This is a genomic window from Streptomyces sp. NPDC024698, assembly GCF_055559015.1.
The window spans coordinates 153,124-167,780 of sequence record NZ_JBVHLK010000007.1; the positions used below are offsets into that span (position 1 = coordinate 153,124).

The 14,657-nt window shown below is 71.3% G+C and carries 12 protein-coding genes; 4 read left to right on the forward strand and 8 right to left on the reverse strand.

Annotated features, from left to right (window positions below; translation table 11 throughout):
• Window positions 1–5 precede the first annotated feature (5 nt).
• Window positions 6–1,004 carry a magnesium/cobalt transporter CorA gene (gene corA, locus ACZ4AA_RS18695; protein WP_467603314.1) on the reverse strand — a complete coding sequence of 333 codons (999 nt, stop codon included), beginning with the start codon at window positions 1,002–1,004 and terminating at the stop codon, window positions 6–8.
• A gap of 164 nt (window positions 1,005–1,168) precedes the next feature.
• Here corA and ACZ4AA_RS18700 point away from each other — a divergent pair, with 164 nt between their 5' ends.
• From ACZ4AA_RS18700 to mshC, 4 genes are all read left to right on the forward strand, one after another.
• A complete protein-coding gene (locus tag ACZ4AA_RS18700) occupies window positions 1,169–1,855 on the forward strand; it encodes a histidine phosphatase family protein (RefSeq protein WP_467602781.1) in 687 nt (228 codons plus the stop codon).
• A 117-nt stretch (window positions 1,856–1,972) separates the two neighbouring features.
• On the forward strand, window positions 1,973–2,563 hold the full coding sequence (locus tag ACZ4AA_RS18705; RefSeq protein WP_326788750.1) for a DUF3090 domain-containing protein: 591 nt from the start codon (window positions 1,973–1,975) through the stop codon (window positions 2,561–2,563).
• A complete protein-coding gene (locus ACZ4AA_RS18710) occupies window positions 2,527–3,354 on the forward strand; it encodes an SCO1664 family protein (protein ID WP_467602784.1) in 828 nt (275 codons plus the stop codon). Before ACZ4AA_RS18705 ends, ACZ4AA_RS18710 begins: the two co-directional genes overlap by 37 nt.
• Before the next feature lie 110 nt (window positions 3,355–3,464).
• Window positions 3,465–4,694 carry a cysteine--1-D-myo-inosityl 2-amino-2-deoxy-alpha-D-glucopyranoside ligase gene (gene mshC / locus ACZ4AA_RS18715; protein ID WP_467602786.1) on the forward strand — a complete coding sequence of 410 codons (1,230 nt, stop codon included), beginning with the start codon at window positions 3,465–3,467 and terminating at the stop codon, window positions 4,692–4,694.
• A gap of 100 nt (window positions 4,695–4,794) precedes the next feature.
• Here the strand turns inward: mshC and ACZ4AA_RS18720 are convergent, their stop codons facing one another.
• The 7 genes from ACZ4AA_RS18720 to ACZ4AA_RS18750 form a co-directional block, all read right to left on the reverse strand.
• The gene (locus tag ACZ4AA_RS18720; protein WP_467602788.1) at window positions 4,795–5,358 is read right to left on the reverse strand and encodes a hypothetical protein; all 564 of its coding nucleotides are present in this window, start codon (window positions 5,356–5,358) and stop codon (window positions 4,795–4,797) included.
• A gap of 67 nt (window positions 5,359–5,425) precedes the next feature.
• On the reverse strand, window positions 5,426–7,171 hold the full coding sequence (locus ACZ4AA_RS18725; RefSeq protein WP_467602791.1) for a S8 family peptidase: 1,746 nt from the start codon (window positions 7,169–7,171) through the stop codon (window positions 5,426–5,428).
• A gap of 346 nt (window positions 7,172–7,517) precedes the next feature.
• Complete coding sequence (locus tag ACZ4AA_RS18730) at window positions 7,518–8,687, reverse strand: PAC2 family protein (RefSeq protein ID WP_467602793.1); 1,170 nt, start codon at window positions 8,685–8,687, stop codon at window positions 7,518–7,520.
• A 295-nt stretch (window positions 8,688–8,982) separates the two neighbouring features.
• Complete coding sequence (locus ACZ4AA_RS18735; RefSeq protein WP_467602795.1) at window positions 8,983–10,599, reverse strand: glycerol-3-phosphate dehydrogenase/oxidase; 1,617 nt, start codon at window positions 10,597–10,599, stop codon at window positions 8,983–8,985.
• Window positions 10,600–10,618: 19 nt separating this feature from the next.
• Window positions 10,619–12,157: a glycerol kinase GlpK gene (glpK, locus tag ACZ4AA_RS18740; RefSeq protein ID WP_467602797.1), complete on the reverse strand. Its 1,539-nt coding sequence runs from the start codon at window positions 12,155–12,157 to the stop codon at window positions 10,619–10,621.
• A 116-nt stretch (window positions 12,158–12,273) separates the two neighbouring features.
• Window positions 12,274–13,062: an MIP/aquaporin family protein gene (locus ACZ4AA_RS18745; protein WP_467602799.1), complete on the reverse strand. Its 789-nt coding sequence runs from the start codon at window positions 13,060–13,062 to the stop codon at window positions 12,274–12,276.
• A gap of 571 nt (window positions 13,063–13,633) precedes the next feature.
• A complete protein-coding gene (locus ACZ4AA_RS18750; protein WP_467602801.1) occupies window positions 13,634–14,398 on the reverse strand; it encodes an IclR family transcriptional regulator in 765 nt (254 codons plus the stop codon).
• Window positions 14,399–14,657 lie beyond the last annotated feature (259 nt).

Below are 14,657 nucleotides of genomic sequence, written 5' to 3' on the forward strand. Positions count from 1 at the left end.
CGCGCCTACAGCCAGCCCCGCCGCTTGAAGAGCCGGAACAGCAGGATCTCCAGGACGACCATCACCCCGATCACCACCGGATACCCCCACAGCCAGTGCAGCTCGGGTATGTGGTCGAAGTTCATTCCGTAGATCCCCGCGATCATCGTGGGGACCGCGGCCATGGCCGCCCACGCGGAGATCTTCCGCATGTCGTCGTTCTGCCGCACGCTCATCTGCGCCAGATGCGCCGACAGGATGTCGGACACCAGCCGGTCCAGTGCCTCCACGGACTCGTTGACGCGCAGCAGATGGTCGTTGACGTCACGGAAGAACGGCTGCGCCTTCTCGTCCACGAACGGCACCGCCGCCCCCTTCAGGCCCGTGCCCGAGAGACGGCCGAGCGGCACCGCCAGCGGCACGGTCGCCCGGCGGAACTCCTGGACCTGCCGCTTGAACCCGTAGATCCGCGACGCGGTGTTGCGCGACCCGCCGAGCTGCGGCGAGAACACCTCCGCCTCCAGCTCGTCCAGGTCCGTGCCCAGCTCCGTGGCCACCTCCAGATAGTGGTCCACCGTGTCGTCCGCGATCGCGTAGAGCACCCCCGTCGGCCCGTGCCGCAGCATCTCGGGATCCGACTCCAGACGGCGCCGCACCCCCTTGAGAGGCGACTCCTCGCCGTGCCGCACGGTCACCACGAACGAGTCGCCCACGAAGACCATGACCTCGCCGGAGGTGACGGTGTCGCCCTTCGGCTCGTACGAGACCGGCTTGAGGACCACGAACAGCGAGTCCTCGTAGACCTCCAGCTTGGGCCGCTGATGGGCCTTGAGGGCGTCCTCGACCGCCAGCGGATGGAGCCCGAACTCCTGCGTGACCAGGTCGAACTCGTCCTCCGTGGGTTCGTGCAGGCCGATCCAGACGAAGGAGTCGCCACCGGCCCGGCACTGCGCCAGGGCGTCGGAGAAGTCGTCGGCGCCCTCGGTACGGCGGCCGTCGCGGTAGATGGCGCAGTCGACGATCACGGTGCGCATTCTCCCGCCGCCATGGTCCCCCCGCACACCGGGGACCGCCTTGCCCGGGCCCCGCCGTCTCCCGGGGACCGTTGTCCACAGGCCCCGCCCCCTCCCGGGGACCGCTTTCCACAGGGCCCGCCGCCTCCCGGGGCCCTCCGTCTACGCTGGGCCGCATGCCCACCCTGATCCTCGTCCGGCACGGACGCTCCACCGCCAACACCGCGGGACTGCTCGCCGGCTGGACGCCCGGCGTCGCCCTCGACGAGCGCGGCACGCAACAGGCCGCCGCCCTGCCGGGCCGGCTCGCCGGGCTGCCGATCGCCGAGGTCGTCACCAGCCCCCTCCAGCGCTGCCAGGAGACCGTCCAGCCGCTCCTGGAGGCCCGCCCCGAGGTCCCGGTCCACACCGAGGAACGCATAGGGGAGGCGCATTACGGCGACTGGTCCGGCCGCAAGCTCGCCGAGCTCAAGGACGAGCCGCTGATGGACGTCGTCCAGGCGCATCCCTCGGCGGCCGCGTTCCCGGGCGGCGAGTCGATGCGGGCGATGCAGACCCGCGCCGCCGAGGCGGTACGCGAGTGGAACGCGCGCGTGGAGCGCGACCACGGCGGTGACGCGGTCTACCTCATGTGTTCGCACGGCGACATCATCAAGTCGCTCGTCGCCGACGCACTCGGACTTCATCTCGACCTCTTTCAGCGGATCTCTGTCGAACCGTGTTCCATCACAGCGATCCGTTACACCCGTCTCAGGCCCTTTCTCGTGCGTCTCGGGGACACCGGTGATCTCGCCTCCCTGGCCCCGCGCGAGGAAACCCCGGGCGGCGACGCTCCGGTCGGGGGCGGTGCGGGCGCACCGTGATCGTCGGCCGCAGTAGGGTGAAGCGGTCGAACCAGCACAGCAGTTGTCAACCCGTTCTCAGCCGATGCGGGCCGGCGCGGTCAGCCGGCCCTCATGCCGATTCAATGGAGACAGGACGTGTCCCGTCAGGTGTTCCTCTACGACCCCCCGGACCGTTTCGTGGCCGGTACGGTCGGGTTGCCCGGACGCCGTACCTTCTTCCTCCAGGCATCCTCCGGCCCCCGGGTGACGAGCGTGGCTCTGGAGAAGACCCAGGTCGCCGCCCTCGCCGAGCGGATGGACGAACTCCTCGACGAGGTCGTCCGGCGCACCGGGGGCAGCGCCCCGGTCCCGGCGATGGCCCCGACCGAGGTGTCCGACACCGCGCCCCTCGACACCCCCGTCGAGGAGGAGTTCCGGGTCGGCACCATGGCGCTGGCCTGGGACGGCGAGGAACAGCGCATGATCGTCGAGGCGCAGGCCCTCGTCGAGGTCGAGGCGGAGTCCGACGAGGACCTCGCCGAGGCCGAGGAACGGCTCCTCCAGGACGAGGAGAACGGCCCGCCCATGCTCCGCGTCCGGCTCACCGGCGCGCAGGCCAGGGCCTTCGCCAAGCGCGCCCTCGACGTCGTCAACGCCGGCCGGCCCCCCTGCCCGCTGTGCAGCCTCCCGCTCGACCCGGAAGGACACGTATGTCCGCGCCAGAACGGATACCGCCGCGGAGCGTGACCACCGCCGAGCTGCTCGCCCGGGGCGAGCTGAAGGTACGGGGACAGATCCGCGAGGCCTCGAACGCGGTGCTGTACTGCTCCGTGGCCTACGAGGGCCGTGAGGCCTTCTGCGTCTACAAACCCGTCGCCGGGGAGCGGCCCCTGTGGGACTTCCCCGACGGCACGCTCGCCCAGCGCGAGGTCGCGGCCTACGAGGTCTCCGAGGCGACCGGCTGGGGGCTCGTGCCCACCACCGTCCTGCGCGACGGGCCGTACGGCGAGGGCATGTGCCAGATGTGGATCGAGCCCTCCGCCGACCAGGACGGGGACGGACTGCTCGCGCTCGTGGAGGGCGAGGAGCCCGCCGAGGGTTGGAAGGCCATCGGATTCGCCGAGGTCGGCGAGGGCGAGACGGCCCTGCTCGTGCACGCCGACGACGTCCGGCTGCGGCGGCTCGCCGTCCTGGACGCCGTGATCAACAACGCCGACCGCAAGGGCGGCCATCTGCTGCCCACGCCGGAGGGCCGCCTCTACGGCATCGACCACGGCGTCACCTTCAACGCCGAGAACAAACTGCGCACCCTGCTGTGGGGATGGGCGGGGGAGCCGCTCACCGACGAGGCACTGGAGGTCCTGGCCTCCCTCCGCGACGCGCTGGCGCCCGGGGGCCCGCTGGCCACCCGCTTGGCCGAACTCGTCACCCCGGCCGAGACCGAGGCCACACGCGCGCGGGTCCTGGCCATGCTCGCCTCGGGGAGACACCCGGAGCCGAGCGGGGACTGGCCCGCGATCCCCTGGCCCCCGGTGTAGCGCGGCGGCCCGGTCCGCAGGACGCGGGCGGGCCACGGTGGGACGGGTCTCACGGCCCTCGACCGCTGCCCGGTTCGTATACGGAAGTCCCGTCCGGTTAGGCTCATGACATGTATGCCTGGCCCGCTTCTGAGGTCCCCGCCCTGCCTGGTGAGGGCCGCGACCTCCGGATCCACGACACCGCGACCGGGGGGCTCGTCACCCTCGACCCCGGTCCCGTCGCCCGTATCTACGTGTGCGGCATCACGCCGTACGACGCCACCCACATGGGACACGCGGCGACCTACAACGCGTTCGACCTGGTGCAGCGCGTGTGGCTCGACACCAAGCGGCAGGTTCACTACGTCCAGAACGTGACGGACGTCGACGACCCGCTGCTGGAGCGGGCCGAGCGCGACGGCGTCGACTGGGTGGGACTCGCCGAGAAGGAGACCGCCCTCTTCCGTGAGGACATGACCGCCCTGCGGATGCTGCCGCCGCGCCACTACATAGGCGCCGTCGAGGCGATACCCGGCATCGTGCCGCTCGTCGAGCGGCTGCGCGACGCCGGAGCCGCCTACGAACTCGAGGGCGACGTCTACTTCTCCGTCGAGGCCGACCCCGACTTCGGCAAGGTGTCCAACCTGGACGCCGCCACGATGCGCCTGCTCTCCGCGGAACGCGGCGGAGACCCGGACCGGCCCGGCAAGAAGAACCCCCTCGACCCGATGCTGTGGATGGCCGCCCGTGACGGCGAGCCGAGCTGGGACGGCGGCTCACTGGGCCGCGGACGCCCCGGCTGGCACATCGAGTGCGTCGCCATCGCCCTCGACCACCTGGGCATGGGCTTCGACGTCCAGGGCGGCGGCTCCGACCTCGCCTTCCCGCACCACGAGATGGGCGCCTCGCACGCCCAGGTGCTGACCGGCGAGTTCCCCATGGCCAAGGCCTACGTCCACGCCGGCATGGTCGCGCTGGACGGCGAGAAGATGTCGAAGTCCAAGGGCAACCTCGTCTTCGTGTCGCGGCTGCGCCACGACGGCGTCGACCCCGCCGCCATCCGCCTGGCGCTGCTCGCGCACCACTACCGCTCCGACTGGGAGTGGACGGACGGCGTCCTCGAAGAGGCCGTCGCGCGCCTGGCCGACTGGCGGGCCGCGGTGTCCCGCCCCGACGGGCCGCCCGCCGAGGCGCTCGTCGAGGAGATCCGCGCCGCGCTCGCCGAGGACCTCGACGCACCCGCCGCGCTCGCCGCGGTCGACCGCTGGGCCGCGCTCCAGCACGCGTCGGGCGGCACCGACGAGGGCGCCCCCGGCGTCGTCTCGCGGGCCGTCGACGCCCTCCTCGGCGTCGCCCTGTAGGACCCCGCGTCCCCCACCGCTCCACGGGCGGGGCGGGACACCCGAGTGCCGGGCGGAGATCCTCCGCCCGGCACTCTTCACGTTCCTGGAGCCTTCGCCCCTACCTGGTCACGATGACGGACTGGAGGGCACCGGTGCCGGTGTCGTAGATCCCGTGGACCTGCTGCCCGAAGGCGAAGGCCCGCTGGACCACCTCGTGGGTGACCGGGTCGGGGTGCACGAGCCTGCGCCAGCCGTTGTCGATGAACAGGTAGAGGGCCTGCGGCTGGCCGGGGAGCGGGGTGACGACGTCCTGGAAGTGCTGGGCGGTGCCGATGGCCAGGGACCGGGTCTCGACGGCGCTCTGGAGGATCAGCGGCTCGCCCTGCTGGATCTGCTGGTGCTGCTGCTGGCCGCCGAGCTGCTGGAGCAGCTGCTGGAAGGGCTGCTGCTGACCGAGCTGCTGGATCTGCTGCTGGAGGTGCTGCGGAATCTGCTGCCCGGTCTCGTGCCGCCCGAAGGGCTGCTGCGTCTGCGGCCCGATCGGCATCTGCTGCTGTGCCATCGGCATCTGCTGGCCGATGGGCATCTGCTGGCCGAAGCCCTGCTGCTGGTAGGGCGAGGTGCTCGGGTACTGCTGGTGCCCCTGCTGTCCCTGCTGGCTCATCTGCGGGATCGTGCTCATGCTGGGTGCCACCTTCCGTTCATGGTTGGTTGCGTTCCGTCGGGTCGGGCCCGTCGGGACCACGTCCTCAGCCCGTGACGACCAGGCCGACGATCTCGTCGTCCGCGAACCAGACCCGCACGTCGTGCCGTCCCCGCGCGAAGGCGGAGTGCACCGCCTGGCGGATCTCGGGGGACGGACGGTCGAGACTGCGCCAGGCACCGGACACGTACAGCCGGAGCCTCGGCGGGAGTTCACGCGGATACGGCAGCAGTTCGTCCCAGTACCGCTCCGCCCGGCCCGAGCCGACCGCCTCCGGCAGCAGCCGGGTGACCGCGGACCTGATGTCCGGCCGGCTGCCGATCCGCTGGGAGGCGGGTCGGCCCGGCGCGTCCTGCTGCGGGGAACCCGTCGCCCGCAGCAGGACACGCGCACGTTCCGAGGACATCGGCGCCCGGCCCGCGGCCCTGAGCATGCCCTGGAGCGAGGCCAGGGCGCCGACCACCACCGGGGAGGCGGATGAGGTCCCCGAGAACGTGTCCGTGTACCAGGCGATCTCCTCGGCCCCGCCCTGGAGATCTCCGGGCCGGTCCCAGAAGCCGCCGGTGGTCGTGACCTCGCGACCCCAGCCCTGCGCGTCCAGGCGCGCACCGTAGTTGGAGAACGCGAGCCGTGAACGGTCCGGCCCGTGGTCGCGGCCGTGCGTGCCGGGAGGCGGCGCTCCCGCCCCGACCAGGACCGCCCCGGAGGACGGGTTCGAGGGGTTGAAGGGGTTGCGCCACCACTCGGGGAACTCCGCGGGCCGCCGTTCGTAGAGCGCGTCGTCGAGCGACTCGCCGCCGTTGCCGGCCGCCGCCACCACCACGATGCCCCGGGCGGTCGCGTCCTGGACGGCGGCGAAGTCGTCGGGCCACCATTCGAGCGGGATGTACCCCGCCTGGCTGTCGCGCTCCTCGAAGTCGAACCGCGGTCCCGGAGCGTGCAGTTCGACCAGGATGATGTCGCCCGGGCTCAGCCGTTCCGCCGCCGCGTGGATCGCCGCGGCCGTCCCGATGCCCTGGAAGGACGCGGCCGCGGTCACCGCGTCCGGCACGATTCCGGTGATCCCGCGCTCGTCGCGGTCGCCGCCGAGCACCCCGATGACGGCCGTGCCGTGGTTGCGCCAGGCGAGATCGGTGTGCGGTGTGCCGACGACGACACCCGCGAGCCTGGACGACAGATCCTCGTGTCCGAGCTGCCAGGCGCCCTCCACGTCGATCACGGTGACACCCTGGCCCGAACCGCCCGGCCGCTGCCACGCCCAGTACGCGTCGACGCCCTCGGGCGCCGGACGCAGATAACCCTGCCTGCCGGTGAAGTCCGGGGTGACCGGCGTCCCTTCCTTCAGCCGCCCGCCGCCGTCGGTGCTCCGGTCCGACCACGGCGCCGGTTCGGGCGACGCGGGTACGGCACCGGGCTTCACGTACGCGGCCTCGATCCCCGGCAGCGCCGCGATCCGCGCGCGCAGTTCCTGGGCGCGGTTCCGGGTGCCGCGCAGCCGGTAGAAGAGCGCGAGGCCGGGCCCGTTCCCGGTGTCCGTGGGTGACTGCCGAAGCCGTTCCTCGCTGCCGAACAGGGGCTCCAGGACGAGCTGTTCGTCACTGAGAAACATGTCGAGGGCCGAGACGTCGGCGCCCGCCGCCGAGTGGACGCCCTCGGCCCGTGCGCGCAGCCTGGCCTCCGGACGGGCGACGACGATCAGCTCCTGCTCGGCTCCTCGGTAGGTGAATCCCGCTCCGTCGGGCCCCGGCCCGGACGTTCCCGGGTCCCGTGCCGGCTGTACCTGGTCGGTCATCGCGTACCGCTCCCTTCGATCCCTGGGGTGCCGGTCCCTGCGTGTGCCGTTCGACGCACAACCTGGCACGCCCCCGGCATCCCGTCCACCCCGAATTCGCCAACTTGGTTTGAGAACAAGTTGAATTGGGCAACGTGTGCAATCCGTCCTGAAACAGATGTCACGCCGAATTCCGGCCGAAGGCTGTGGATACGGGTGTCATGTGCCGGGACGGCAGCGGTGGCCGACCCTCGGAACGCTCCGGTGCCGGGGAGCCGGAAGGGGCGGTACGCGTGTGCGTACCGCCCCTTCCCGATCGGCCGTCAGCCTGGTCCGCGGTCTCGATTCCCCGGGACCGGAGCGCAGTTCAGTCCCCGGAGGAGTCCTCCGGGTCGGAGGTGCCGGAGGCGTCCGGAGTGTCCGGGGACTCCGGCGTGTTCCGCGTCCTCGATGTGTCCGAGCCCTCCTCGGAACCGGACTCGGCCCCGCCCTCGGTGCCGGATTCGCTGTCCGACCCGGTGCCGGATGCGCTGCCCGGATCGTGGTCCCGGGCGTCCGCCCCGGCCTCCTGCCCGCTGCCGGACTCGGGCCGCTGGGTCAGCGGGGGCCGGGTGAAGCCCCCGGGATTGTCCCGGAGGTACGTGGCCGGCTCGCCGCTCTCCGTGGCGTGGCCCGGGGCTCCCGCGGCCGGACCGCCGCCGTCCCTGCGGCGCAGATAGCGCTCGAACTCGCGGGCGATCGCCTCGCCGGACGCCTCGGGCAGCTCGGCGGTGTCCCGGGCCTCCTCCAGCGTCTGCACGTATTCGGCGACCTCGCTGTCCTCGGCGGCGAGCTGGTCGACGCCCAGCTGCCAGGCCCGCGCGTCCTCGGGCAACTCGCCCAGCGGGATGCGCAGGTCGATGAGGTCCTCCAGACGGTTGAGCAGTGCCAGGGTCGCCTTCGGGTTGGGCGGCTGCGACACGTAGTGCGGTACGGCCGCCCACAGGGACACGGCGGGCACACCCGCGTGCGTGCACGCCTCCTGGAGGATGCCGACGATGCCCGTGGGACCCTCGTACTTGGTCTCCTCCAGATCCATCGTGCGCGCCAGATCGGCGTCCGAGGTGACCCCGCTGACCGGCACCGGACGGGTGTGCGGGGTGTCGCCGAGCAGCGCGCCCAGGATCACCACCAGCTCCACGCCCAGTTCGTGCGCGAAGCCGAGCAGTTCGTTGCAGAAAGAGCGCCAGCGCATCGACGGCTCGATACCGCGGACCAGCACCAGATCGCGCGGCTTCTCGCCGCCGATCCGGACCACGGACAGGCGCGTGGTCGGCCAGGTGATCTTGCGTACGCCGGCGTCCAGCCACACGGTCGGCCGGTTCACCTGGAAGTCGTAGTAGTCCTCGGCGTCCAGCGCCGCGAACACCTCGCCCTTCCATTCCCGGTCCAGATGCGCGACCGCGGCGGAGGCGGCGTCGCCGGCGTCGTTCCAGCCCTCGAACGCGGCCACCATGACTGGGTCGATCAGCTCGGGAACCCCCTCCAGCTCGATCACCCAGCGCCTCCTTCCGATGTGCCCTCGCGTACGCCTCAACCTTACGGCGTGCCGAGGGGACCTCCGCAGCCCCCTTGCACGGGGGAGTGAACGGATCACTGCCCCGTCGAAGCCCCGGAAACACGCGCGCCGGCCACCCCGCCCGGCGCACCCGCCCGCGCCGCCACCGGTCAACTCGCCCGGCGACGGCACCCATTGCCGCGCCGGACGGGCCCCGCGAGAACGCGCGCCGCCCGCGCGCGGGTGAGGGGCGGCACCCCCCCGTGGGAGCCGCCCCTCACCCGTCGACGGGTGCCTACTTGTCGTCGAGCAGATCCTGGACCCGGCCGCGGACCTCGTCCGTGGCCAGACCCCGGATCGTCAGCGTCGTACGGCGGCGCAGCACGTCGTCCGCCGTCTCGGCCCACTCGTTGTCCCGGGCGTAGACGACCTGCGCCCAGATCTCCGGGGCGTCCGGGTGGACGCGCTCGCCGAGCGCCGGGTTCTCGTTCGCCAGGCGGGCGATGTCGAAGGCCAGCGAGCCGTAGTGGGTGGCCAGATGCCTGGCCGTGTCGGCGGCCATGCGCGGACCGGGCGCCGGGCCGTCCACCAGGAGGCGGTGCGCGACCGCGCGCGGGTTGGCGACGCCGGGGAGCGGCATCCTCTTGGGCAGTTCGGAGATCGGCTCGAAGTCCTCGCCCAGCGGGTGGCCCGGCAGCGACTCCAGCTTCTTCATGACGGTGCGGCCGATGTGCCGGAAGGTGGTCCACTTGCCGCCCGCGACGGACAGCATCCCGCCCCGGCCCTCCGTGACGACCGTCTCGCGCTTGGCCTTCGACGTGTCGCCGGGGCCGCCGGGCAGCACCCGCAGACCGGCGAAGGAGTACGTGATCAGGTCGCGCGAGAGCTGCTGGTCGCGTATGGAGAACGCGGCCTCGTCGAGTATCTGGGCCGTGTCCTTCTCGTTGACCGAGACGTCCGCCGGGTCGCCCTCGTACTCCTCGTCCGTGGTGCCGAGCAGGAGCATGTCCTCCCACGGGAGGGCGAAGGTGATGCGGTACTTGTCGATCGGGGTGGCCAGCGCGGCCTTCCACGGGGAGGTGCGCTTCAGGACCAGGTGCGCGCCCTTGGACAGCCGGATCGAGGGAGCCGCCTTCGGGTCCTCCAGCCTGCGCAGGTGGTCGACCCACGGGCCGGTCGCGTTCAGCACGAGCCGGGCGTTCACCCCGAACTCCTCGCCGGACAGCCGGTCCCGCAGTTCCGCCCCCGTCACCCGTCCCCGGGTGAAGCGAAGGCCCGTGACCTCGGCGTGGTTCAGGACCGCGGCCCCCGACTCGACGGCCGCGCGGACCGTCATGAGGGCCATGCGGGAGTCGTTCATCTGGTCGTCGCCGTACACGGCCACGGCCTTGAGGTTGTCGGTGCGCAGCTCGGGCACGTCCTGAGCGGCCTTGGAGGGGCTCAGCAGATGGCCCACGCCGTCACCGAACGCCGACAGGGCGGAGTAGGCGAAGACGCCCGCTCCGAGCTTCGCCGCGCCGTGCGGCCCGCCCTTGTACACGGGGAGGTAGAACGTGAGCGGATTCGCCAGGTGGGGTGCCACCTGGCGGGAGACCGCACGGCGCTCGAAGTGGTTCTCCGCCACCAGCTTCACCGCGCCGGTCTGGAGGTAGCGCAGACCGCCGTGGAGGAGCTTGGAGGATGCGGAGGAGGTGGCGCCGGCGAAGTCGCCGGCGTCGACCAGAGCCACCCGCAGCCCGGACTGCGCGGCGTGCCAGGCGGTGGAGATGCCCAGGATGCCGCCGCCGATGACGAGGAGGTCGTACGTCGCCTTGGAGAGCTGTTCCCGGGTCTCGGCACGGCTCGGGTTCGAGCCGGAGGCCGGGTGCGTACCGAGGGCAGGCACGGACTGCGTGGTGGACTGGCTGGTCATTGCGGGTTCTTACTCCTCGTCAGTTCTCGTCTTCGATCCAGCCCATGGTCCGCTCGACGGCCTTGAGCCAGCTCTTGTACTCACGGTCGCGGACGTCCGCGGCCATGTTGGGGGTCCATTCCGCGGCCCGGCGCCAGTTGGCGCGCAGGTCCTCGGTGTTGGTCCAGAAGCCGACGGCCAGACCGGCGGCGTAGGCGGCGCCGAGGCAGGTGGTCTCGGCGACCATCGGGCGCACCACGGGTGCGTCCAGGACGTCGGCCAGGGTCTGCATCAGCAGGTTGTTGGAGGTCATGCCGCCGTCGACCTTGAGCGCCGTGAGCTCGACGCCCGAGTCCTTGGTCATGGCGTCGCTGATCTCACGGGTCTGCCAGGCGGTGGCCTCCAGGACGGCGCGCGCGATGTGCGCCTTGGTGACGTACCGGGTCAGGCCGGCGATCACACCGCGGGCGTCGGGACGCCAGTACGGGGCGAACAGACCGGAGAAGGCCGGTACGAAGTAGGCGCCGCCGTTGTCCTCGACCGAGGACGCGAGTGTCTCGATCTCGGCGGCGGACTGGATGAGGCCCATCTGGTCGCGCATCCACTGCACGAGCGAGCCGGTGACGGCGATGGAGCCTTCCAGGGCGTAGACCGGCTCCTGGTCGCCGATCCGGTAGCCGACCGTGGTCAGCAGGCCCGAGTACGAGTTGATGATCTTGTCACCGGTGTTCATCAGCATGAAGGTGCCGGTGCCGTAGGTGGACTTGGCCTCGCCCTCGGCGAAACAGGTCTGGCCGAACAGGGCCGCCTGCTGGTCGCCGAGCGCGGAGGCGACCGGGATGCCGCCGAGCAGTTCGCCGAGCGGGCCGCCGGTGACCTCGCCGTACACCTCGGCGGAGGAGCGGATCTCGGGCAGCATCGCCAGCGGGACACCGATCGACTCGGCGATCTTCTCGTCCCAGGCCAGGGTGTGCAGGTTCATCAGCATGGTGCGCGAGGCGTTGGTGACGTCGGTGACGTGCTTGCCGCCGTCGACACCGCCGGTCAGGTTCCAGATGACCCAGGTGTCCATGGTGCCGAAGAGGATGTCCCCGGCCTCGGCGCGCTCGCGCAGCCCCTCGACGTTGTCGAGCAGCCAGCGGGCCTTGGGTCCGGCGAAGTACGACGCGAGGGGCAGGCCGGTCTCGCGGCGGAAGCGGTCCTGGCCGACGTTGCGGCCGAGCTCCCGGCACAGGGCGTCGGTGCGGGTGTCCTGCCAGACGAGCGCGTTGTGGACGGGCTCACCGGTGTTCTTGTCCCACAGCAGCGTGGTCTCGCGCTGATTGGTGATGCCGATGGCCTTGATGTCGTCCCGGGTGATGCCAGCCTTGGAGATGGCTCCGGCGACGACCTCCTGGACGTTGGTCCAGATCTCGGTGGCGTCGTGCTCGACCCAGCCCGGCTTCGGGAAGATCTGCTCGTGCTCCTTCTGGTCGACGGAGACGATGCGTCCGTCGCGGTCGAAGACGATGCAGCGCGACGAGGTGGTGCCCTGGTCGATGGCGGCGATGAAGGGGCCGGCGGTGTGTGCGTCGGTCACGGTGTGCTCCTGGTGTCCGTGGATGAGGGGCTGTGTACGGCGCGGTGCTTCAAAGCGGTGCTGTGCGGCTCATGGTGCATGGGGCGCGGCTTCCAAGCGTGCTGGAGCGGGGGCTCCTAGGCGAAGGCGACGTTGTAGATGCCTGCTGCGATCGCGCCGCCGATGAGCGGGCCGACGACCGGTATCCAGGCGTAGCTCCAGTCGGAACCACCCTTGTTGGGCAGGGGGAGCAGGGCGTGAACGATGCGCGGACCGAGGTCACGGGCCGGGTTGATCGCGTAGCCGGTGGGACCACCGAGGGAGAGACCGATGCTCACCACGACGAAGGCGGTGATCAGCGCGCCGAGGACGCCCAGGCCGTCGCCGTTGTTGTTCAGTCCCTGCGTGAGGATCGCGAGGACCAGGACGACGGTGCCGATGATCTCGGTGGCGAGGTTCTGCACCACGTTGCGGATCTCGGGGCCGGTGGAGAAGACACCGAGCACCGGGCCCGCGCCCGGCTCCTCGGCCTCGACCGCCTTCGTGGTCCGCTCCTCGGGGCCGCCGACGATCTCGCTGTCGGTGAGGTGCGCGAGGAACTGGCCGTAGTAGGCGACCCAGACCAGTGCCGCGCCGATCATGGCGCCGAGGAGCTGGCCGCCCCAGTAGGTGGCGAGGTTGCTGTAGTCGTCGTTCTTGATCGCGAGCGCGAGGGTCACGGCCGGGTTGAGGTGAGCGCCGGACAGCGGCGCCGAGATGTAGACCGCGGTCATGACCGCGAAGCCCCACCCGAAGGCGATGGCCAGCCATCCGGCGCCACGCGCCTTGGATGCCTTCAGCGTGACGGCGGCGCACACGCCACCGCCCAGCAGGATGAGAACGGCGGTACCGATGGTCTCGCCGATGAAGATGTCGGAGCTGGACACCCGCGACTCCTTTGTCCTTCGTCCAGGGGAAGCCGAACCCCGGGTCCCTCCGGTGGTTCGTGCTCTCGGGGAGTGAGAGCGATCTCGGCCCTGGCATTGCCACACCCTAACGCCTATTGCCGGTAGGTGTTCGACAATGTCGACCGATGGACGGGAGTCTTGCTCTCGGTTCACCACCTCGTCAAGGGTTCGGTTATCGAAAACGGGATCGTTATTGATTGCTGTGTGCTATCGATGCGTCGTCGCACGTCCGAGGGCATACGAAGGAGGCCGGGAAGCATTCCGCTTCCCGGCCTCGACTCCTGTGGATCCCGGACATCGGCCCGTACGAAACGGGACCGACGTATGTGAAAAAGACGGCCGACCGGTGCGTGAGACGGGGCGGCCGGCGTGCGCGACGGTGAGTCCGGCCGGGGGCCGGCGCGCCACCGCGCTCCGCCGGAGCCGTACGCGCCGGCGCCCGAGGTCGCGGACGCGGACGCCAGGGACGGCCCATGGACGGTGTGCTCGCCCGTACGGACCCGTCAGCGCTGTTCGCGGCCCCGTACGGGCACCGCGAACGCCGTTCGCGTCAGAACCGCCCGGCGCCCAGGTCGCGCGACACCGCGCGGGCGCAGTCGCGCACCGCCGCGATCAGCTCCGGACGCAGTTCCCCGTCCTTGCACACCCGCTCCACGGCCCCGGTGATGCCCACCGCGCCGACCGGCATCCGCCGCCGGTTGTGGATCGGGGCGGCGACCGAGGCGACGCCCGTCCAGGTCTCCTCGACGTCGTCCGCGTACCCGCGCGCGCGGGTCATGTCGAGGACGCCCTCGAAGTCGTCCAGTTCGCTGATGGTGCGGGGGGTGAACGCCTTGCGCTCGACCTCCAGGACCTCGCTGTGCGCCACCGGGTCGTACGCCGACAGCACCTTGCCCAGGGCCGTGGAGTGCAGCGGCTGCATCGCCCCGACCTCCAGGACCTGACGGCTGTCGTCGGGCCGGAAGACGTGATGCACGATCAGCACGCCCTGCTGGTGCAGCACACCCAGATACACGCTCTCACCGCTGGAACGCGCCAGGTCGTCGGTCCACACCAGGGCCCGCGCCCGCAGTTCGTGCACGTCCAGATAGGTGGTGCCGAGACGCAGCAGTTCCGCGCCCAGCTGATAGCGCCCGGACACCGCGTCCTGCTCGACGAACCCCTCCTGCTGGAGGGTGCGCAGGATGCCGTGGGCCGTACCCTTGGCCAGGCCAAGGGAGGAGGCGATGTCCGACAGGCCGAGCTGCCGCTCGCCGCCCGCGAGCAGCCGCAGCATCGCCGCCGCCCGCTCGAGCGACTGGATGTTCCGTGCCATCGCCGTGCTGCCTCCGTCCCCTTCGACCGCCGGCGCGACTACCCCGCTGCCGTTCGGCAATGTCGAACACTACCGGTCGCCACCGATCTCCCGCCAATGGGTGGTCGCCCCACGTTCCGTCCCTCTCCACGCCGACGTCATCCGCGCCACACCCGTCCGCCTCGTGGACGCCCAGGACCGATCCGTGGTGCTCCGGGCTACCCTGACGGCGTGCGCCTTCCATGGGAAGCGCAAAGCCGACAGCCGTCGCACTCCAGGG